The sequence below is a fragment of the uncultured Dokdonia sp. genome (genome assembly GCF_937910895.1).
GTDB lineage: Bacteria > Bacteroidota > Bacteroidia > Flavobacteriales > Flavobacteriaceae > Dokdonia.
In genome coordinates, this window is sequence record NZ_CALEMI010000160.1 from 62,208 (window position 1) to 81,071 (window position 18,864).

Annotated in this window: 21 protein-coding genes; 16 read left to right on the top strand and 5 right to left on the bottom strand. The window is 34.9% G+C overall.

Annotated elements, in window-relative coordinates:
* Nucleotides 1-553 precede the first annotated feature (553 nt).
* The 4 genes from pheS to Q0505_RS19610 all read left to right on the top strand — a co-directional run bounded on the left by pheS (nucleotide 554) and on the right by Q0505_RS19610 (nucleotide 3,829).
* Nucleotides 554-1,573: a phenylalanine--tRNA ligase subunit alpha gene (gene pheS / locus Q0505_RS19595; protein ID WP_299216775.1), complete on the top strand. Its 1,020-nt coding sequence runs from the start codon at nucleotides 554-556 to the stop codon at nucleotides 1,571-1,573.
* A gap of 98 nt (nucleotides 1,574-1,671) precedes the next feature.
* Nucleotides 1,672-2,196 (top strand): GNAT family N-acetyltransferase, encoded by a 525-nt coding sequence (locus Q0505_RS19600; RefSeq protein WP_299216778.1) that lies wholly within the window; start codon nucleotides 1,672-1,674, stop codon nucleotides 2,194-2,196.
* Nucleotides 2,189-2,584 carry a hypothetical protein gene (locus Q0505_RS19605; RefSeq protein ID WP_299216781.1) on the top strand — a complete coding sequence of 132 codons (396 nt, stop codon included), beginning with the start codon at nucleotides 2,189-2,191 and terminating at the stop codon, nucleotides 2,582-2,584. The genes Q0505_RS19600 and Q0505_RS19605 overlap by 8 nt, the downstream gene beginning before the upstream one ends.
* Nucleotides 2,585-2,617: 33 nt before the next feature.
* Complete coding sequence (locus Q0505_RS19610; RefSeq protein WP_299216784.1) at nucleotides 2,618-3,829, top strand: hypothetical protein; 1,212 nt, start codon at nucleotides 2,618-2,620, stop codon at nucleotides 3,827-3,829.
* A 17-nt stretch (nucleotides 3,830-3,846) separates the two neighbouring features.
* On the opposite strand, the gene Q0505_RS19615 is transcribed toward Q0505_RS19610, so the two are convergent.
* Nucleotides 3,847-4,848: an NAD(P)H-dependent glycerol-3-phosphate dehydrogenase gene (locus tag Q0505_RS19615; RefSeq protein WP_299216787.1), complete on the bottom strand. Its 1,002-nt coding sequence runs from the start codon at nucleotides 4,846-4,848 to the stop codon at nucleotides 3,847-3,849.
* 181 nt (nucleotides 4,849-5,029) lie between these two features.
* On the opposite strand from Q0505_RS19615, the gene Q0505_RS19620 reads away from it, so the two are divergent.
* On the top strand, nucleotides 5,030-5,989 hold the full coding sequence (locus Q0505_RS19620) for a nicotinic acid mononucleotide adenyltransferase (protein WP_299216789.1): 960 nt from the start codon (nucleotides 5,030-5,032) through the stop codon (nucleotides 5,987-5,989).
* Between the two features lie 261 nt (nucleotides 5,990-6,250).
* On the opposite strand, the gene Q0505_RS19625 is transcribed toward Q0505_RS19620, so the two are convergent.
* A complete protein-coding gene (locus Q0505_RS19625) occupies nucleotides 6,251-7,003 on the bottom strand; it encodes a DUF2971 domain-containing protein (protein ID WP_299216792.1) in 753 nt (250 codons plus the stop codon).
* A 188-nt stretch (nucleotides 7,004-7,191) separates the two neighbouring features.
* On the opposite strand from Q0505_RS19625, the gene Q0505_RS19630 reads away from it, so the two are divergent.
* Nucleotides 7,192-7,422, top strand: a complete 231-nt coding sequence (locus Q0505_RS19630) for a hypothetical protein (protein ID WP_299216795.1) — start codon at nucleotides 7,192-7,194, stop codon at nucleotides 7,420-7,422.
* A 54-nt stretch (nucleotides 7,423-7,476) separates the two neighbouring features.
* Here the strand turns inward: Q0505_RS19630 and nadD are convergent, their stop codons facing one another.
* The 3 genes from nadD to Q0505_RS19645 are packed head-to-tail and all read right to left on the bottom strand — an operon-like array spanning nucleotide 7,477 to nucleotide 9,595.
* A complete protein-coding gene (gene nadD, locus Q0505_RS19635) occupies nucleotides 7,477-8,058 on the bottom strand; it encodes a nicotinate (nicotinamide) nucleotide adenylyltransferase (protein ID WP_299216798.1) in 582 nt (193 codons plus the stop codon).
* A 46-nt stretch (nucleotides 8,059-8,104) separates the two neighbouring features.
* Nucleotides 8,105-8,722, bottom strand: coding sequence for a guanylate kinase (gene gmk / locus Q0505_RS19640; RefSeq protein ID WP_299216801.1), 618 nt, complete (start codon nucleotides 8,720-8,722; stop codon nucleotides 8,105-8,107).
* 15 nt (nucleotides 8,723-8,737) lie between these two features.
* Nucleotides 8,738-9,595 (bottom strand): YicC/YloC family endoribonuclease, encoded by an 858-nt coding sequence (locus Q0505_RS19645; protein WP_299216804.1) that lies wholly within the window; start codon nucleotides 9,593-9,595, stop codon nucleotides 8,738-8,740.
* Nucleotides 9,596-9,847: 252 nt separating this feature from the next.
* Here Q0505_RS19645 and Q0505_RS19650 point away from each other — a divergent pair, with 252 nt between their 5' ends.
* From Q0505_RS19650 to Q0505_RS19695, 10 genes are read left to right on the top strand one after another with little or no spacing between them, the layout of a single operon-like run.
* On the top strand, nucleotides 9,848-10,879 hold the full coding sequence (locus Q0505_RS19650; RefSeq protein WP_299216807.1) for a hypothetical protein: 1,032 nt from the start codon (nucleotides 9,848-9,850) through the stop codon (nucleotides 10,877-10,879).
* On the top strand, nucleotides 10,879-11,430 hold the full coding sequence (locus tag Q0505_RS19655) for a hypothetical protein (RefSeq protein ID WP_299216809.1): 552 nt from the start codon (nucleotides 10,879-10,881) through the stop codon (nucleotides 11,428-11,430). Before Q0505_RS19650 ends, Q0505_RS19655 begins: the two co-directional genes overlap by 1 nt.
* A gap of 19 nt (nucleotides 11,431-11,449) precedes the next feature.
* The gene (locus tag Q0505_RS19660) at nucleotides 11,450-13,252 is read left to right on the top strand and encodes an OmpA family protein (RefSeq protein ID WP_299216811.1); all 1,803 of its coding nucleotides are present in this window, start codon (nucleotides 11,450-11,452) and stop codon (nucleotides 13,250-13,252) included.
* Nucleotides 13,252-13,728, top strand: a complete 477-nt coding sequence (locus Q0505_RS19665; protein ID WP_299216813.1) for a hypothetical protein — start codon at nucleotides 13,252-13,254, stop codon at nucleotides 13,726-13,728. Before Q0505_RS19660 ends, Q0505_RS19665 begins: the two co-directional genes overlap by 1 nt.
* 35 nt (nucleotides 13,729-13,763) lie before the next feature.
* Complete coding sequence (locus tag Q0505_RS19670; RefSeq protein WP_299216815.1) at nucleotides 13,764-14,549, top strand: hypothetical protein; 786 nt, start codon at nucleotides 13,764-13,766, stop codon at nucleotides 14,547-14,549.
* Nucleotides 14,550-14,554: 5 nt separating this feature from the next.
* A complete protein-coding gene (locus tag Q0505_RS19675) occupies nucleotides 14,555-15,055 on the top strand; it encodes a hypothetical protein (protein WP_299216817.1) in 501 nt (166 codons plus the stop codon).
* A gap of 4 nt (nucleotides 15,056-15,059) precedes the next feature.
* Complete coding sequence (locus Q0505_RS19680; RefSeq protein ID WP_299216819.1) at nucleotides 15,060-16,169, top strand: hypothetical protein; 1,110 nt, start codon at nucleotides 15,060-15,062, stop codon at nucleotides 16,167-16,169.
* Nucleotides 16,170-16,180: 11 nt separating this feature from the next.
* A complete protein-coding gene (locus tag Q0505_RS19685) occupies nucleotides 16,181-16,885 on the top strand; it encodes a hypothetical protein (protein WP_299216821.1) in 705 nt (234 codons plus the stop codon).
* Between the two features lie 8 nt (nucleotides 16,886-16,893).
* Nucleotides 16,894-18,204 carry a PASTA domain-containing protein gene (locus Q0505_RS19690; protein WP_299216823.1) on the top strand — a complete coding sequence of 437 codons (1,311 nt, stop codon included), beginning with the start codon at nucleotides 16,894-16,896 and terminating at the stop codon, nucleotides 18,202-18,204.
* A 6-nt stretch (nucleotides 18,205-18,210) separates the two neighbouring features.
* The gene (locus Q0505_RS19695) at nucleotides 18,211-18,816 is read left to right on the top strand and encodes a PASTA domain-containing protein (protein ID WP_299216825.1); all 606 of its coding nucleotides are present in this window, start codon (nucleotides 18,211-18,213) and stop codon (nucleotides 18,814-18,816) included.
* Nucleotides 18,817-18,864 lie beyond the last annotated feature (48 nt).

The following is an 18,864-nucleotide window of genomic DNA, read 5'->3' on the forward strand; positions in this document are numbered from 1 at the left end:
TAGATACTAAAATACACGCTTATTTATCGAATTTATTTTCTGCTTGATGGGGCTTTTCACACTTTACAGCGTGTTTGTTGAGAGATAAGATCAATAAGCTACTAGAAACAATAGTGTATTTTAGTATACATTACATTTCATTCCTCAAACTACCAAGGAATACATTCTCCCGACATACAAGTTCCTGGGCAATGCTTACCACCTCTATAACACGTTGAACCATTTGGGCCACTGCACGGATACGGGACATAACCACCACTTACACTTTTTTGATCTTTTGAACTAAGCTCCTTAGTTCCCTTGCATTCTAATACTTTTTTTAACATCATGTTACTTTTTTGATTCCTTATAAAGATATACAAAAAGAGAGATGATTATTTAAATTTTACTGTTAAATAATTGTTCTCCAGATACAAACACTCTTCTACACTTATAATAATAGCAGTATCCTTGTTTAAATACGAGAAAGCATTATTCTTTAGATATACATCACAAATACACGTTTTTTACTAAATTTGCACCTCCCTATTTTTTGAGGGATAAAACAGGAATTATGTTAGATAGAATAAAGCAACTCATGTCCGAAGTTGAGACTTTTACAGCAAACTCTAAAGAAGAGGTAGAGGCATTTCGTATTAAGTTTTCTGGGAAGAAAGGGCTTGTTAATGATATTATTGCCGACTTTAAGAGTGTACCTAATGAAATGAAGAAGGATTATGGGCGTGCCATGAATGCGCTTAAAGATGCTGCTTTAGAGAAAGTGAATACGCTTAAAGAAGCATTAGAAGATACAGATACTACTGCGAGTGTCACAAACGATCTATCTAGACCTGGAGATGCTATAGAAATAGGAGCACGTCATCCTATCTCCATCGTAAAAAATCAAATTATAGATATATTCTCTCGTATAGGATTTAATGTGTCTGAAGGTCCTGAGATTGAAGACGATTGGCATAATTTTACAGCCTTGAATTTGCCAGAATATCATCCTGCTCGTGATATGCAGGATACCTTCTTTATCCAGACAAATCCAGATGTATTACTACGTACGCATACCTCATCGGTACAAGTACGTTATATGGAAAACAACAAACCTCCTATACGTACCATCTCCCCAGGACGTGTCTATCGCAATGAGGCTATAAGTGGTCGTTCGCATTGCTTTTTTCATCAAGTAGAAGGATTGTATATCGACAAGGATGTCTCTTTTGCAGATTTAAAACAAACACTACAGTACTTTACTACAGAAATGTTTGGAAAAAGTAAGATTAGACTGCGTCCTTCTTATTTTCCATTTACAGAACCTAGTGCCGAAGTTGATGTCTATTGGGGTCTGGAAACAGAAACCGATTATAAGATGACTAAAGGTACCGGGTGGTTAGAAATTATGGGTTGTGGTATGGTAGATCCTAACGTACTTGAAAACTGTGGTATTGATAGTAAAGAGTACAGTGGTTTTGCCTTTGGTATGGGGATAGATCGTATTGCATTATTACTACACCAAATTTCGGATATCCGAATGCTTAGTGAAAATGATATTCGTTTTTTAGAGCAGTTTAAAAGTGCTTTATAACTATTTTGCTTTCGCGAAAGCGAAACTAAGATACTTAGAATCTAAAGTATCTACTTACTGCAAATGATCATTTTGTCTTACCCTGAAATGTAAAGGTTATGGAAGCATACACTTTTGAAACGGAACGCCTTGGTATGCGTCCTGCACACATAGAAGACGCTGCTTTTGTCTTGGAATTACTCAATACTCCTAAGTGGCTCTCCTACATTGGAGATCGTAAGGTATATACAGAGGAAGATGCAGTACAATACATTACCTCAAAAATGCTCCCCCAATTTGAAGAAAAACAATTTGGAAATTATATCGTCATACGAAAAGAGGATGGCAAAAAAATAGGATGTTGCGGTCTGTACGATAGAGAAGGTATAGAAGGTGTTGACATTGGTTTTGCTTTTTTGCCTTTATATGAAGGCAAAGGATATGGATATGAAAGCGCCTCTAAAACCATGCAGTATGGCAAAGAAGTACACAGAATTACAACCGTAAGCGGAATCACCGTAAAAGAAAACATCGAGTCACAACGATTACTAGAAAAACTAGGACTTACTTTTATCAAAATGATTACGCTCTCTAACGACACAGAAGCAGTAATGCTTTATCGTAAAACAACACATCATGCGTAAAGACATAGAAATTCCCGAAGTAAAAGATGTATATATTGCTGCCATAAAAGAACTTCACGAAGAGTATAAAACAGAAGACTGGAATGCCTATATCATAAACGATGGCAAAGAGCCTCTAGAAATCGTTTTGATTACTGTACAAGGGTATAGTGATACAAAAATGACGACACACATGCGTCACAAAATTGCCCTACTTCCTGCAAAAGGTTTTGCTAAAATCGAGTTTATGCAAGAAAGTATTTTTAAACTAGATAATTTTTATACGGTGACGTATTTTCTCAATAATAAGATGTATGAAAAACGCTGGGAATTCCCTGCCTTTAGTATTAAAGAAGCAAACCTAAAATCGATCCCTGTGATAGGAAAAAAAGGAATCTTAGCTAAATGATTATTTATGCCTTATGTTTGCGAAAAAAAAATTATGAAAATCTCTATTCTTAAACTATTCCTACTTACTTTTTTCTTAGCCATCACCTCAATTTCAAATGCACAAATTAATTTTGAACGTGCCTATTATATTGATAATTCAAATACTAAAATTGAGGGGTTCATTCAAAATATAGAATGGCTAGACAATCCAACAGAAATCAAGTTCAAATCTAATGAGCAATCAGAAAGTAAAACAATTACTATAGATAATATAAAGGAGTTTGGAATCGTTGATGGTGCAGTATACTCAAGATTTGATGTAAAGATAGATAAGTCTAGTGATGATCTTGGAAACTTAAGCGAAATGAGATCGCCAGATTTTGAAAATGAAACGCTACTTCTCAAAAAAATTATTGAAGGAAAAGCATCTCTATATTATTATTCTGGATATGGTATCGTCCGTTTTTTTTACACATTAGACGATACACCTATAAAGCCATTAGTCTATAAAAGATTCCAAAATTCAGGTACAGAAATAAGAGTTAATGAGTTGTATAAGCAAGATCTAAAAACGTATTTGACTTGTTCAACCATTCCTGAGAACAGATATAAAAACTTAAAATATAAACTTTCATCCTTTATTTCCTTTTTTGAAGCGTATAACGAGTGTAGCGGATCCAAAAGTATCGTTTATAATCAAGTCTCAAAACGTACGAGTTTGGATAAAAATTTTAGACTAAGACTTAAAGCTGGCGCTCGTAATAATTCTTTTTCTTTTGAATCTACTGGAGGTGTAACGACTGGAGAGTTTTCAGATAAAATAGGAGTACAAGTAGGTATAGAAGGAGAGTTTATTTTTCAATTTAATAGAAACAAATGGAGTGCTTTAATTGAAGCCACTTATTTTGATTATAGTGATGAAGATAGATTTCGGATTTCTACCATTGATCAAAATGTAGCGGTTGAATACAGCGCAGTAGAACTAGGTATTAGTGCAAGACATTCTTTCTTTTTGGAGAATAGATCAAGAATATTTGTAACCGCAGGATTTGTGATTCCTCTTCATCTTAATCAGTCTTTAACACGATCAGTTTCTAGAGATTTTAATGAGTTTAATCAATCTACGTATGGTAGTTTTGGTGCAGGCTATGAATTTAAAGATCTTAGTCTTGAGCTAAAATATTATACAACCAGAGGATTGATAGATCCTATTAACGCAGAGTACTCTAGTTATTCTCTTACGATAGGATATGCTATTTTTTAGTTCCTTAATATCACTAATTAATCCAATTGCTCTGTCAGTTTATTAAAAACCTTTTTAGGATCTTTTCCTTTGTATAAAATACTATGCACGGCTTCTATAATAGGAATCCGTGCTTTTTTTTCTCGTGTATTATTTAGATCTAAAGCGCTTTTTGCGGCATAATATCCTTCTGCTACCATAGACATTTCCATTTGTGCGCTTTTAACGGTATATCCCTTCCCTATCATATTACCAAACATTCGGTTTCGGCTAAAAACAGAGTACCCAGTTACTAATAAATCCCCCAAGTAAGCTGAGCCATTGATATCACGTTTCATCCTGTGTGCACGCTTTACATACCGTTTAATCTCTCTTATTGCATTACTCATTAAGACACTCTGAAAATTATCTCCGTATCCTAACCCGTGTGCTACACCTGCGGCAATCGCATAAATATTCTTAAGCGTAGCGGCATATTCAATCCCTATAATGTCATCACTTGTAGTACATTTTATATAATCACAAGAAAGATGGTCTGCAACGGTCTGAGCAATTTCATTGTCTGCACAAGCAATCGTCAGATAAGATAGTCGTTCTAGCGCCACTTCTTCTGCGTGACAAGGTCCAGCAATAACACCTATATTTTTAAACGGAATATTGTATATGTCATGAAAATGAGCTCCTACTAGTTTACCGCTTTCTGGCATAATCCCTTTAATAGCAGAAAATATAGTTTTCCCTTCTAAAGAAGCCGTCATATTTTCAAGTTCTCCTCCTACAAAAGCAGATGGAACGGCAAATACAATAATATCGGCATACTCAATAATCTCATTGATAGTATTACTTAAGATCAACTGTTTAGGATTAAACTCTACGGCACTCAAATAACTCGGGTTGTGCTGCTCTCTCTTTATATGCTCTACTGCATATACACTACGCATATACCAGCCTACGTGTTCTAGATTTTCGCAGAGCATTTTTACAATTGCAGTCGCCCAACTTCCTCCTCCAATAACCCCAAATTTTGGTTTGTGTCCCATGTTTTTATTGTTATACTGTATTTGTAAAAATAAGACATTTTTTACCATTATAAACGTAGGGTTTTGGGTTTGGTACGCTTTCGCGAAAGCGCACAACAAACATTAAAATTATGATTATCAGACTTTTGCATTTTTGGCACGCCGTTTGGTTTTAGTAACGTGAATCAAAAACAGTAAGATTATGAAGACGATCAAACTCCTTTCGGCATTTGCACTAGTAGGCATTTTATGTACTTCTTGTTATACAGAGGTTATTATTGAAGATGATATTGTAGTAGATACAACACCCGTCATTACATTAAATGAGGTGCTTACAGATTATGAAATTTGGTATGTAGATATTAATCGCTCTTCAGGATCTGTAGTGATTCCTTTTGTGCAAAAAGCATTTACCCTCTCTTTTAGAAACGGGAACGTCTATGCAAATAACAACCTTTCTGGGATTGGAAGTAATGGAGGTGGTTTTGGAATTGATGTAGGATACTATGACACCTTTAATTTTGAACTAGATGTACAACACGATCTAGATGGAGGCTATAGTTTTGATGTTCGTCAACTATCGGTTAATGAGATAGAATTGTATGAACCTAGTACAGGAACTAGATATATATTAGAAGGATACCAAAGAAGTACCTTTGATTATGACCTTGTGTTTTATGAAAATATTCATTATTTCTTACAAGAGTTTGAAGCTTGGGAAAAAATATATACCAGTGAAGAAGGTGCTGTGAATCCTTTTGATAGTGAAAACTTCTTGCAGTTTCTTCCAGCAGGACAGAGCGGTAATTTTAGAAGCTCAGAAGATTTGAATGGCACGGCTATTGATAATATATTTTGGGATTATGACGGGATTTATGACGTAGACAATGTTCCTGGAAATTTGTATCAGAAAACTTTAACATTAGATTATAATTTTCCAGACAATGAATTTTTTGAACTGATCGTTATAGATGATGAAACCATAGAGTTGTTTCAAGTAAGTTCAGGAACTACGTATCAATTCAGAGGAAGAGGATACATACAGTTTAGAACGTTAGAAAAAGATAAAGCATCTCCAAAGTTTAGAAAGAAAACAGAAGAGATTAAAAAAGACATACAAGCGCTTAAAACGAAAAAGCTACAAAAGCTGGCAGCGCTATAAAAATTTTGGTTGGTTATTTAGTTTGAAACCGCTCACCTAGTGTTAATGTATAGTGTGGGCGGTTTCTTTTTTTGGGATGTTTTTAAAAGCTTGGTTATTGTTAGTACGGAATTGAAAAGCGATAAATCTCAAATTAAGTACTTAACCAAATCTTTTTATTTGGTTTAAAAGAAAAAGATTTGACGACTTTGCAAATAGGTACTTACCTTTCAGTTTAATAATTATTAGCTATATTTTATTATAAGTTTTTCTCTTTAGTTTTTAATTCCACACTTTTTCAAATTCTAATTTAAGTTCAGTTGAATGAGGGTAAACGACGTAAACAGGCACTTTAGGAAAACGTAATTCTTGAATTTCTAAAAGTAAATTGTATGCGGTTGGGTTCTCATCTGGAATTTTATGTCCAATGTATAAACCTTTTACTAATTCAGGAACATATTCTAATTCTCGATGAGTTTGCTTTAAATCACAAATTATTCTCCATTCTTTTTCATATTCCCAGTGTTTGAATTTAGTTGTCAATAAATAATGTTGAGCGAATGGATAGTTAGTTTTTATTTTTACTGGCTGTTTAGGATAAATCACTCTTGTTAGAGTATGTCTACCAAAGAATTCATTTCTTTTTAAAATATCAATCTTATCTCCAAAATTTATAGCGAATCCTCTGTAATTATTTGTGTAATGCCCCCACATCAATGGGTTTTCAATTTCCTCAGATAAAGAAGTTATGCCAATGTTCGATATTACATTTCTCTTCACTGTCTCTAGTTTTTCTACTTTACCATCAGTCTCAATTAAATTTAGATTACAATCAAAAGGATCATTGAAATCTCTTGGGTTTGACAAGTAAAAATAGTTTCTTAATAAGCTATCAATATTAAAAATGTTTAGAGAATAAAATTTATAAAGATTTGGATGCTTTTTTGAGAGTAATTGATCATTTTGGAAAGTATTCCAGACTCCTTTATTATTCATTTTAAGGCGATACTCATCATCAATCTTAAAGTCTTTCATATTTTCTAATTATAGCCAGCTTTTGTATTAAGCTAATTTACAATATTTTGCAATGCAACATTTTTACTTTGATAAAGTCATCGAAAGTTTTTACATATGCAATTATGATTAATAGAAGTTATTCAGAAAACATTTTGGTTTAATCAGTTATTATCTAAAAAAAAATAAACAGTTCTTTTATTACTAATATGATATATCCAAATGAAGCCATTCCAAGAACAACAGCAATTATCTTTTTAAAAGAGTTTGCTTCGTTTTTTGCTTTAACAATTGCATACACACAAGCAATACCACAAAAAAAACATACAATTGAGATGGAAATAAATAAGGATTCAGGAATGGTGGTACTAGTAAATCTTTTAACTCCTTTTAATGCTCTTGTGACAAGAAATGAGATCAAAGCTATCACTCCAAAATAATAAGCTCTTTTGATATACAAACTGTCTACATCTAGCCTAGGCATCTTTATAACATTACGATTTGTAAAAACTCATCTCATCAAGATATTCAAAGACCTCAGGCGGAAGTAACGGTCTCACATTCTTCTTTTCTTTAATGCCGTTACGTATGGCTGTAGACGAAATCTCCATAATGGGCGCTGCTACTTTGTGTATTTTAGGATGCTTATCAAATTGCGTTTCCATAACACCTTCGGAAATACGAGGATACACATATATCTCATGATTTTCTAAAATTACTTCATAGTTTTTCCATTTATGGAAGCTTTTTAAGTTATCCTCTCCCATAATCAAACAAAACTCATAGTCTGGATACTTTTCTTGTAAATAAGCCAGCGTATTAACAGTATAATTAGGTTGTGGCAAATCAAACTCTATCGTACTTTCTTCAATCTTAGGATATTCTTCTAAGGCTCGTTGCACCATCTGATACCTATGATGGTTGTCTAATAAACTACTTTTCTTTTTAAAGGGATTATGAGGTGTAATGACCATCCATATTTTATCCAAATCACTATACTCTGCCATGTGATTTGCAATAACTAAATGCCCTATGTGTATAGGATTAAATGTGCCGAAATACAGTCCTACTTTCAATGATTATTGGGTGTTAAAAAGAATTGTTTTGTATTTTATATGTTTCTTAAAGCTCTTCTACCTCGTCTCTTTGTAACGGGGTTTTAATGAAATCAGCTACAAGTTCTTCTGCCTCTCTCAATGCTTTTTCTAGATTGTCATTAAGAATAATATGATCAAATTGAGGAGCGGTTGCAAGCTCTGCAGAAGCTTTTGCAATACGCATATTAATTTTATCTTCACTCTCCGTTTTACGCTTTTTAAGACGTCTTTTTAATTCATCAACACTGGGGGGTTTTACAAAAATAGCGAGTGTTCTTTCTGGAAATTTTCTTTTAATACGTAACCCTCCAGATACATCAATATCAAAAATAACATGCTTTCCTAGAGCCCAAATACGATGTACCTCTTCCTTAAGCGTTCCGTAAAAACTATCTCGATAGACCTCTTCCCACTCTATAAAATCTTCATCTTTGATATGCTGCTTAAACTCTTCAAAAGACATAAAATAATAGTCTTTCCCGTGCTTCTCCTCTCCTCTGGGCTCTCTATTTGTTGCTGATATGCTAAACTCTAGATTCAATGCTTCTTGCGCTAGGAGATGCCGTACAATGGTTGTTTTACCACTTCCTGAAGGAGCCGAAAAAACAATAAGTTTCCCTGAGTGTTGTTTTACTTTTGTCACGCTTTACTATCAGATTTAAAGTACATTAAGCATTTGTTCTTTTACTTTTTCTAATTCGTCTTTCATTTGCACAACCAATTGTTGCATTTGGGCGTGATTAGATTTTGAACCAATAGTGTTGATCTCTCGACCTATTTCTTGACTTATAAAACCTAATTTTTTACCATTAGAATCATCAGAATCTAATGCATCTGTAAAGTAATCTAAATGATTTTTAAGACGTACCTTTTCTTCAGTGATATCATATTTCTCTAGATAATAGATAAGTTCTTGTTCAAAACGGTTTTCATCTAGTTCTACTTTAAGATCTGCTACTGCTTTTTCTAATCGTACTTTTACACTATCCAGACGATCTACATCAATCACGACTACTTTTTCCAGTAAGTCTTGTAAATTCTTGATCCGCAACTCAAATTCTCCTTTTAAAGAAGCGCCCTCGTCAGATCTATAGGTATTAATCTCTTCTAGCGCTATATCTAAAGTCGTTAGGATATTTTTATATTCATTTTCATCCATTTCTTCGCGCTCTACTTTTAACGCATCTGGAAGACGTACTGCCATTTTAAGAAGTTCTGTAGAATTACTCTCTGCTACATTTCCTAACTGTCGCATATACTCTTTTACAACCCCTTCATTCACTTTAGTATTTGTGTTTTCACCCGTGCTTTCTACATACAAAGCAAAGTCCACTTTTCCACGTTCTAATGACTTTGCAACACGGTTACGCATAGCCAATTCTTTCTCCCTATAGGTAGATGGGATACGTGCATTTAGATCAAGGCTCTTACTGTTAAGAGACTTGATCTCAATGGTAATCTTCTTTCCGGGAAGCTGTATCACACTCTTCCCAAAACCAGTCATTGATTTTATCATATTAACAAATATACGAGTTTTGAAATGATCGGATACCTAATCAAAATAAGAACAATCATGTTGTTTTTCTGAGTACGCTTTCGCGAAAGCGTATCCCCGTATAAACCCTATAATGTAAAAAAAATTAAAATGTACAAGTAATTTACCTACTTAAAAAAAGGGCATTTGCCCCCATTAAAAACTCTAATTACCCCTCAAGAATCCGTCAAGATTATATCAATTTTGACTTTCAGATTCAAAAACAAAATACTTATGACCAGTTCTGTTATTATAGATTCAATAGGCACTGCAAAACCTATCGCTTCCAAAATCTTATCAGATGCCTTTGAAATTCCTCAGGAACTTATCACCAAACTTATTTATGGCGCACCTTCTGTTTTATTGCATAAAGTAGATGAAAAAATAGCCAATAAAGCAACCAAAACACTCTCTCAGTTAGGCCTAGAGGTACGTGTTCAAGATGCTTCTATTCCCGTGCCTACAGATACCACAACTTACGACATTAGCATTTATATAGAAGATATTGCGTTGCTCCCTTTAATTACAAAGCAAGTAAGTGAATTTTTAGGATGTGGTCTTAAAGAAGCTTTCCATTTGCTCACGCAAGAATCAGGTATTGTCATTGGGGGTGTTTCAAAAGCAACAGTCGATGCATTTTCTAAAAGAATAGATGCAAAAGTAGTGGCCTCACAAGCGAGTAAAGACACCTACACCATTAGCGTTGATACTACAGACAAATCGTTGTTAAAACAACTTTGTAGTGAGCTTAAAACAATGCCACCTTTTATAAATATTCCTTACAAGACCAGTCAAAACTTATGGCGTAAATATGGATCAAATAGCCATTTGAGTATTCTTAATGAGAGTCATCAGCGATTTGAAATTGTTCTCGAAAATGTAGTAGCAACACATCCTGAGTATAGAAAAACATTATTAGAAAAAGTAGGGATGCCGGAAGCCATCATAGATACTGTTCTTCAAAATTTACCTGTACAATTAGAAGAAGGACTTCCTATTCAAGAGGCTATCCAAGTAATAGAAGATTACAAGGAAAATGGACTTGCTTGTTCTATAAAACCATTACCTACCGCAGATTGCAGTATTGAAATCGAAATTACAGATCTAGAAAGCACGCAAAGTTTATTAAGTCAATTTGTATCAAAAGATCAACTTCCTGTTGTAGAAGGACAAAAATGGACTTCACCTCCACTAAAAAGATTGATAGTACGCTATGTGGAAGAAAAATTAAATAACATAGAAACAACATCAGAAATAGTAGCCTAATGAACACAACAAACACAAAAGAAACGTTGCACATACGTATCGCAGAAAAAGGGAAAGTATATGCCCTAGAAGGAAATTACAAAGAAGCGCTGCGCCACTATAAAGAAGCCATCAAAATGATGCAACAAACAAAAGATAGTGAGATCTTTTTTCAACATTATAGTCAGTGTGTGATGGAAGCCCTTGAACTCTCAGAAGCCTATGATGAAGTCATTAGTTTTTGTGAAAGATATATCGATTTTCTGGATGAAAAAGATGGTGATAGTATCCTTATAAAAAAGCACTATGCCACGATTCTTGAAAAACAGGCGATTCAATATCTATATAAAGAAGAAAAGGATATTTCGCTTGAATTACTTAAAGAAGCACAAGAACACGTAGGCAAAGGAAAACAGCCTATTACAGATCAGTTATTAAACTGGTTGCAAAGAGGCTTTTTAGTGACAAAGAAGCAACTCTCGGCACTACAGAAAAAACACCAATACTTTATTGTAAGAGAAGGTGTAGTCAATCCGAAAATTGCCTTTGAACTCCCAGCAGTTATTTCATAATTATTAAAAAATAAAACACATGAGTTACACAGAAGATATTACTAACGGAGCAAGCATCTTACAACAGGTAGATGTTACTGACATTATTACCTCACTTGCTCTGGGAATTGCAGCAGCACAAGAAAAGTTGGATGATAATTCTATTAAACAACTGACCAAGCTTTCTGAAACCGAAGTCGGTGATAAATCCTTATTAGAACTTGGATTTACTCCTGCCTTTTACTCTTTTGATTATGCAGATGTAAGTGCCTCTATCAGTTTACGAATGGCATTAAAAAAAGCGGATGAATTTGGAGCAAAACTAAGTGCCGATTATAAAAGTAACGCCAACTTTGACAAAAACTTCTTTAACAAGTTAGAGAACAATAAGAAAAAAGAAACTAGAAAAGAATTTAAGTCTGTAAAAGATATTTCGCTTAAAGCGAAAGTAACTAGCAATCTTACTCTTAATTCTAATTCTTATAATATGCATCAAGAAGATGGTGCTATTTCTAAGGTAGAACATTTTGGAGAAAATGTACGTACCAATAATGAAGAGTATCGTGTCGTCAAAGAAATAGAAGAAGCAAAAGAGGTTCAAAACCAATCTTCTTCTGGAGTGATTATACGTAAATCAGGACCTTATGTAACTATTTATATTCCAGAAGCGCCAAGTGAGACTATTGGCTTACTTAAGCTCAACAGTACGTATCCTACAGTTGCAGGAACGACCATCACCTTAAAGACTGGTGTTACTTTTGATAAAATAACAGATTTTGATACAACTTTTGATGCGGCTGAAACAGCAAATACAACAGCAGGAACTACCCTAGGAATTACATCATCTGGATTTACTACAGACGGAACGACCTTCTCTAAACCTAAAATTTATTTTGGATGGGATCTAGATATTTTTGATCCTAATTATAATGAAGGAAGCGTCACTAATGCAACTCCAGCGTTAGCGCTATATCTAGAAACTATAAAGTACATCTTAAAAGAAGATCCTGATTCAAAAATCAATATCGAGGGATACACAGACGGAAGTGGTAGTTCTAAATATAATGTTGACTTGAGTAAGAGAAGAGTAGATGCCATAAAAGAACACATTTTCGGAAAAGTAAGTGATACTGTTTCTGAAGCCAGAATTAAAACAGCACTCTACAAAGGAGAATCTCTAGCAACTGATGAAAGTAAAGACGAGACATTACGATTTGTCTCGATAGAAATTATTTCAGATAACGATTATATATTCTTTAAAGGAGGAGAGATTACAAAAACTCCAGCAGGACCAAAACCTAGTTCTACAGACGACAATAAGTTTATTGTTTTAGAAAACACAACGCCACCTACACCACCTACAATTATCAAGTTTACCTATGGAGGTGAAGAAGTGATTATTAAAGAGTCTGCTGTAGACGAGACTTCAAAACTTAGCAGTAAAAGTTTAATACAAGGATTTCATCATGAGAAAGTAGGAGAATTAAGCTACTTATTACACGAAGAATCTGTAGTTACCTATTCTGTATTTAATAGTGAGTCTGAAGAACTCGATGTGACTGTAGATGGTGTAGCTTCTGCCGATCTAGACAAAAGCACCACCAAAGTATTTGTAAGTGAAACAGAGACTTCTAAAACACGTTTGAATACGTCATCAAAAGACGTAGATGGTAACAGAACATTTGCCGTAAGTGGTAGTATTGATTTTAGAACCTCAAGACAATTTGATATGTCTGTAGAAGGAAATGCATCGCTGGCAGCACGTATGAAATCTGTGCCTGCGCCACAAGAGTTTCTAGACTATATCACTCAGGTATTAACAAGTTCTAATAGCACCTCATAATGTCTGTAGGAGCCGAGATTTCTAGAACGCTTGTTAATGCGCCATTGCCACAACTCATTGAGCAATTAGGGGTTTCTATAGCAAATGCACAAGCAGCATTAGATACCAATTCTATACGCCTTGCCAATGCTATGAGTGCAAATAAAGTAGCTGTAGGCGATCAGGAATATAGCTTGATCGCCTTAGGCTTTGCGCCTACCTTTTATCAATTTACAGAAGCGACAGTAGAAGTGAAACTAGAATTCTCACTATCAGAATCGGAGTCTTTTAGTATTGGCGGGAGTATAGGGGGTAGTACTTCCCCTAAGGATGGAGAAAAAAAGCAAACCATGTTTAGTGCAAGTCTTACCGCCAGCTACGCCAGAAAGTTTGAAATGAGTGCCGAAGGAGCTTCTTCTATTGCAGCTCGTATTGTTGCCATACCTGCACCAGATACATATCACGAGTTGTTAAAAGAACTCGCAGCAAATACATAACTATTTATATACATTAATATTTAAAAACAAAAATCATGTTTAATAACAATCCACGTATAGGTCAAGAACTTCTTTATGTCCCAATGGGCGATATGATACGCCAAATCGCTTTTGCAATTGCAGAAGGACAAATGGCTCTTGATGAAAACTCTATTGAAGTCGCAGAGATGATGGGAGGTTTAAAAACCATCACTGCAGATATTAATGGAGAAGAAAAAGTAACTTTTGAAGACAGCCGTGTTTTCTTTGGAAAAGAGAGAGTTTCTATTTCTGATGCCGTTATCCTATTTAACACATCCAAAGATTTGGCGTTAAGAAGTCAAATTTTTAATCCTGACTCAAGTCCTGCTATCAATGATGATTTATATGAGTATGTAACTCCTATTCCTACAGAAGACATTGATAAAAAAATAGTCCTTAAAAGCGGACTTCCAGCAAATACAGTTGCAGAAATATTTGTTCCACAACGTCTCTCTATGTTAGAATTAGGTTTTACACCTACCTTCTACCAATTTGTAGATAACATCATTGAAGTAAAAATATCTATCAAGTTTACTAGAGAAGGCTCTTCGAGTGTAGATGTGCAAAGTAATAGCAAGACAAGAAGTGCCTCTATCGGGTTTAGTAGAGGTCGTGTACGAGCTAGACGTAACGTAACAACCACTCAAGTAAACGCAAACTATTCTCAGAAATATAGCTACTCGGCAGAGGGTTCTAGTTTGTTACGCACCAAGCTTGTGCCTATCCCACCACCAGCAATTCTAGAAGAGCGTATCCAGCAACAAATGGAAATCGCAAGAGAACAAGCCAACAATAACTAGAGATAATGGCTAATATCACTAAAGAATTAATGAATGCACCCCTTCCCGAGATGGTCAAAAATCTCGGGACAGGTATTGCAGAAGCACAATATGCGTTAGACAAAGTTTCTATTAGAATTGCCCAAATGATGTCGGGTTTTACAGAAGATGAAGATGGAAAATTGGTTCAAGATCCTAATACGCTTGTGAGGCTTAAAGAAGGAGAGCCTGGCTATAGCTTACTCGCTTTGGGGTTTACACCTACTTTTTATCAATATGTAGATACCCTCATGGAGATCAAAACCTCTTTCTCTATGTCACAATCTAGAGAGTTTAAAGTAGGCGCTGAAGTAAAAGTAAGAGCGTTTATGGTGACTGCTTCTGTGAATGCAAGTTATTCTCAAAAATATCAGTACTCAGCAGAAGGTAGTTCTCTTATTCGTACAAAATTAGTGACAGTTCCTTCTCCTGCTATTTTTGAAGAACGACTTAAAGAACTTTTACGTAACGAACCGCAAACCCCTTAATCGCATGGCTAAAAAGTGGACTTCATTTTTAAAACCAGATACGCCTCCTACTGAAAAAAAGAACGTGTCTCAAGATTTAGATCTTTCATCAATTCTTGAAGACAATGAAGATATCCAACAGCTTCTTCAAGAAAAGGAAGCCTTAGAAAAAGCACTTAAAAATACGCCTGGCACAAAAAAAGAGGGTGACAGTGATGCACGCTTTCGCGAAAGCGAAATAATTCCCATTGCCACTAAAAAAAAGTTAGAAAAAAAATGGACTCAAAATCGAGAAGAGCTTCTCAAAAAGAAAAAAGAAGAAGAGAAACAACAAGATCTTTGGGAGAAAAAACGAAACTTAAAAAAGGCAAAACGTTCTGAAGAACCCATACAGAAGAAATCGCTAAAGGTTCAAGCTAAGAGGCAAAAAAAAGAGACACCTTTAAAAAAGAAGAAAGAAACTTCTATAGAACCCAAAAAACGTGTTCCTAAAAAAACAAATCAAAAAGAAATTGAAAATTGGCTTGCACAACGCCTCAAAAAAGGACTAGAAGAATCTACCAAAAAGAAAGAAGCCGAAGCATGGCTACAAAAACAGCAAAAAGTAATTGACTCCTCAAAAAAGCAATTGCTACAAAAAAAGAAAGAGGTTCAAACCTGGGCAGAAAAACAAGAAAAAATAAAAGAAAAAGCACTCGAAAGTCTAAAAAACAAACAATTAGAGAACAGTATTCCTGAAAGGCTTAAAAAACCGGTAGATACTGTTTACAGCTATTTAGACCAAAAAAAGAAAAAAAAACCAACACTAAAAAAATTGAGTGTTGACTTTCAAAAAGTATATAAGAAAAAACAAGAGGTTTTAAAAAAACCTCATCTAGAAAAAAGCTGGGAAGAACTACTTGACAAGAGACGAGAGGCTGTCTCGCAAAGCAAAAAGAGTAAAAAAGAGGTAGATGAAAAGATGAAAATTGTTACGACGGTAGCAAAAGACATTTGGGAAAAACGAGATCTTCTCAAAAAAGAACGCCTTCAAGAAGCATTAGCTCAAAAAAAAGAGCTTATGCGAGAAGAAGCAAAAAAGCAAGCAAAAGCCCAAGAACGCAAACAAAAGAAAAAAGACGATCGTTTTTTTTAATATAAATAACCATGGATAATCAAGCATCTAGCGCATTAACACTCAAAGAAATCCTTTTAGGAATTACAGATAGTCTTAATCAAGCACAACATAAACTGCGTAACATGGCTCCTTATGATGAGTACGGCAGACCAAATACCATGTACCAAATTCCGTATTTAGATTTTAACTTACAAGTGACTTCTGAATTTGAAAGCACACCGCAAGCAAATACCCCATTAACAGAATCAGTAAACCACAGTGCAGTTCCGTATAAACAAGCTGCGATGCTATTTAGACCCGCAAAGCCTAAAAGTCAGTCTAATAATACATCTACCGAGGTGGTCAGTACCATAAGTGGTCGTTTTATTGCGACAATACCTAATGAAGGAGTTCCTCAAATTATTTTAAGGTGTAATTATCAAACACCAACACTCGCTTCTAGCGGGACAGTGTATGAAGTCGCTCTTGAAGTAGCTATAGAGAATGCGGCTGGAGAAAAAATGTCTGGAATGCGTGTAGAATATAACTTTAATGAAGATAAGACGACATTAATAAACGGTCTAGCAGTAACAACACCACCTACATTTGATACGCAAGAAATGCTTACAGATGGAAATGGTATTGCTCAAAACACCGTGTATCTAGATGCTGTAGATTACAATAGTGGTAAAACATTATTTTTTGATATAAATGCTGGGACTATTTTAAAGAAAATTTCTATTAGCAAAATATAATTTTAGGTATGAAACTATTTTTTAAAACAACCGTAAGAGATTCTTTAGGTGAAATACCTACTAAAATGGCACTTGTCATTCAATTTTATAATACAGATACCAAAGCTTGGGAAACTATTGCTACAGAAAACACTGGCTATATAGAGGGTACTTATAGCTTTGAGTATTATATACCCTCTCGTATCTATGGTGATGAGCTTACTTTACGTAAAATACGTGAAGTGCTTCAAACAGGAGGAATGCCTATGTTTAGACTCATAGATGCCAATGCTAAAGAACAAATACATATTCTTGCAGAACAAGGAACGTATACCATGTCTCAGGAAAATGACGATATTGGTTATGATTTTGGCACCTTATATCTTCTAGAAAGGGATAAAATAGACGGACTAGATAATCCTAAATTCCCTTCTGTACGCGTAGCAACTGACACAGCTCCACAGGATATAAATCCTGAAATTGAAGAACTCAAAAAAGAGATAGAAACCCTAAGACAGCAAGCAGAAAACTCAAATGAAGCGCAAGACACGTCGGGAGATCAAGCCGCAGAGATTGAATCTCTTAATGCTAGAGTAAATTCACTAGAAAATGATATTGAAAATCTCAATAATGAAATACAAACATTAGAGGAACAAGTGGAGACGAATATCTCAGAAAAAACAATACTAGAAACCACTATAGCCCAACAAGCGCAAACCATAAATAATCAAATTTCTGAGATCAACAATTATCAAAATACAGAAAGTCAGCAACAAAATTCCATCGAAACGTTAGAGTCTGAAAAACAAGCGTTGCAAAATCTAATAGACCAATTATCACAAGAGGCTTCAGAAGATGTGTATGTTCCCAAATCTGTTTCTGCCAATAAACTGTATACAGATATCATTGATGAAATTCAAATCGCTAAAGAAAACACAGCGTCTTCTGGGTTTAAACTTTCTAATATTTCTCTTAACCTAAAAACCGTTGCCGAAAAAGATGCACAAGGTTTACGTTTTCAGGTGATTGATATTAATAATGCTTCAACTATTAATGGTGCGGCCATCAGCGATATAAAAATTGATATTACAGAAAATGAAACTGCTAAAGTGAGTGAACTTATTGTGCCAAAACTGATCGGCCTCACAGAAACCGCAGCTCGTACATACTTAGAAAAATTCAACTTGCGATTAGATCCTGTATATCAGCTTATGAACACAACCAATAGTCCCATCATAGAAGGACAAGCCTTTAAACAGTTGCCAGAGCCAGGAACCGTTACGACACCAGATACGACCATCACTGTCATTTTTGCAAAAAATAACCAATACTTAAATTAAAACACTATGTCAAGTAATCCCAAAGAATTTATGAATGACACCATGGCTGCACCATTAGGGAATCTTATTGCTTCCATAGGAGAAGGAGTTGCCGATGCGCAAGCCGCGTTAGACGCAGGATCATTAGCTCAGACACTCGCATTATATGATGAAGAAGATGGGGATCTTATGAATAAACGATTGCGAGAAATCGGATATCAACCTACATTTTATACCATTCCTGAGACAAAGGTAAAAGCAAAAATATCCTTGTCTATGTCACAATCTGGCAGTAGTACCTCAACGCCTTCCAATAGACTGTCAAGAGTAAAAATGTATGCAACTCCTATTAATGCAAGTAATTCTAATAAATATAATATCAATGTAAATTCAAGTGTAGAGTTAGAGTTTATGATAAAACCTATTCCTGCACCAGAAGGAGCAGAACTTAGAGCAACACCCAATCTGGTAGGAAAAACACTTGCTGAAGCACAAGAAATTTTAACTGAATTTAGCTTAAACTACGAGATTCTGGCAGGAGACGACACTAAAAAAATAACCTTCCAAACTCCTGAAGCAAAAACAACGGTAAGAGCTTTAGATGTTATTTCATTAACATTTGAAGATGCTTAAAAACACATAAGCTCATAAAACAATAGAAGATGGTTCAATACGCTTTCG

What these genes read in the sequence shown, in the direction of transcription:
- pheS (WP_299216775.1), top strand. Translation starts at nt 554, where the DNA reads ATGTTAGATAGAATAAAGCAACTCATGTCCGAAGTTGAGACTTTTACA.
- Q0505_RS19600 (WP_299216778.1), top strand. Translation starts at nt 1,672, where the DNA reads ATGGAAGCATACACTTTTGAAACGGAACGCCTTGGTATGCGTCCTGCA.
- Q0505_RS19625 (WP_299216792.1), bottom strand. Translation starts at nt 7,003, where the DNA reads ATGAAAGACTTTAAGATTGATGATGAGTATCGCCTTAAAATGAATAAT.
- Q0505_RS19690 (WP_299216823.1), top strand. Translation starts at nt 16,894, where the DNA reads ATGAAACTATTTTTTAAAACAACCGTAAGAGATTCTTTAGGTGAAATA.
- Q0505_RS19615 (WP_299216787.1), bottom strand. Translation starts at nt 4,848, where the DNA reads ATGGGACACAAACCAAAATTTGGGGTTATTGGAGGAGGAAGTTGGGCG.
- Q0505_RS19675 (WP_299216817.1), top strand. Translation starts at nt 14,555, where the DNA reads ATGGCTAATATCACTAAAGAATTAATGAATGCACCCCTTCCCGAGATG.
- Q0505_RS19620 (WP_299216789.1), top strand. Translation starts at nt 5,030, where the DNA reads ATGAAGACGATCAAACTCCTTTCGGCATTTGCACTAGTAGGCATTTTA.
- Q0505_RS19695 (WP_299216825.1), top strand. Translation starts at nt 18,211, where the DNA reads ATGTCAAGTAATCCCAAAGAATTTATGAATGACACCATGGCTGCACCA.
- Q0505_RS19610 (WP_299216784.1), top strand. Translation starts at nt 2,618, where the DNA reads ATGAAAATCTCTATTCTTAAACTATTCCTACTTACTTTTTTCTTAGCC.
- Q0505_RS19685 (WP_299216821.1), top strand. Translation starts at nt 16,181, where the DNA reads ATGGATAATCAAGCATCTAGCGCATTAACACTCAAAGAAATCCTTTTA.
- Q0505_RS19605 (WP_299216781.1), top strand. Translation starts at nt 2,189, where the DNA reads ATGCGTAAAGACATAGAAATTCCCGAAGTAAAAGATGTATATATTGCT.
- Q0505_RS19650 (WP_299216807.1), top strand. Translation starts at nt 9,848, where the DNA reads ATGACCAGTTCTGTTATTATAGATTCAATAGGCACTGCAAAACCTATC.
- Q0505_RS19665 (WP_299216813.1), top strand. Translation starts at nt 13,252, where the DNA reads ATGTCTGTAGGAGCCGAGATTTCTAGAACGCTTGTTAATGCGCCATTG.
- Q0505_RS19645 (WP_299216804.1), bottom strand. Translation starts at nt 9,595, where the DNA reads ATGATAAAATCAATGACTGGTTTTGGGAAGAGTGTGATACAGCTTCCC.
- Q0505_RS19660 (WP_299216811.1), top strand. Translation starts at nt 11,450, where the DNA reads ATGAGTTACACAGAAGATATTACTAACGGAGCAAGCATCTTACAACAG.
- Q0505_RS19630 (WP_299216795.1), top strand. Translation starts at nt 7,192, where the DNA reads ATGATATATCCAAATGAAGCCATTCCAAGAACAACAGCAATTATCTTT.
- Q0505_RS19680 (WP_299216819.1), top strand. Translation starts at nt 15,060, where the DNA reads ATGGCTAAAAAGTGGACTTCATTTTTAAAACCAGATACGCCTCCTACT.
- Q0505_RS19670 (WP_299216815.1), top strand. Translation starts at nt 13,764, where the DNA reads ATGTTTAATAACAATCCACGTATAGGTCAAGAACTTCTTTATGTCCCA.
- Q0505_RS19655 (WP_299216809.1), top strand. Translation starts at nt 10,879, where the DNA reads ATGAACACAACAAACACAAAAGAAACGTTGCACATACGTATCGCAGAA.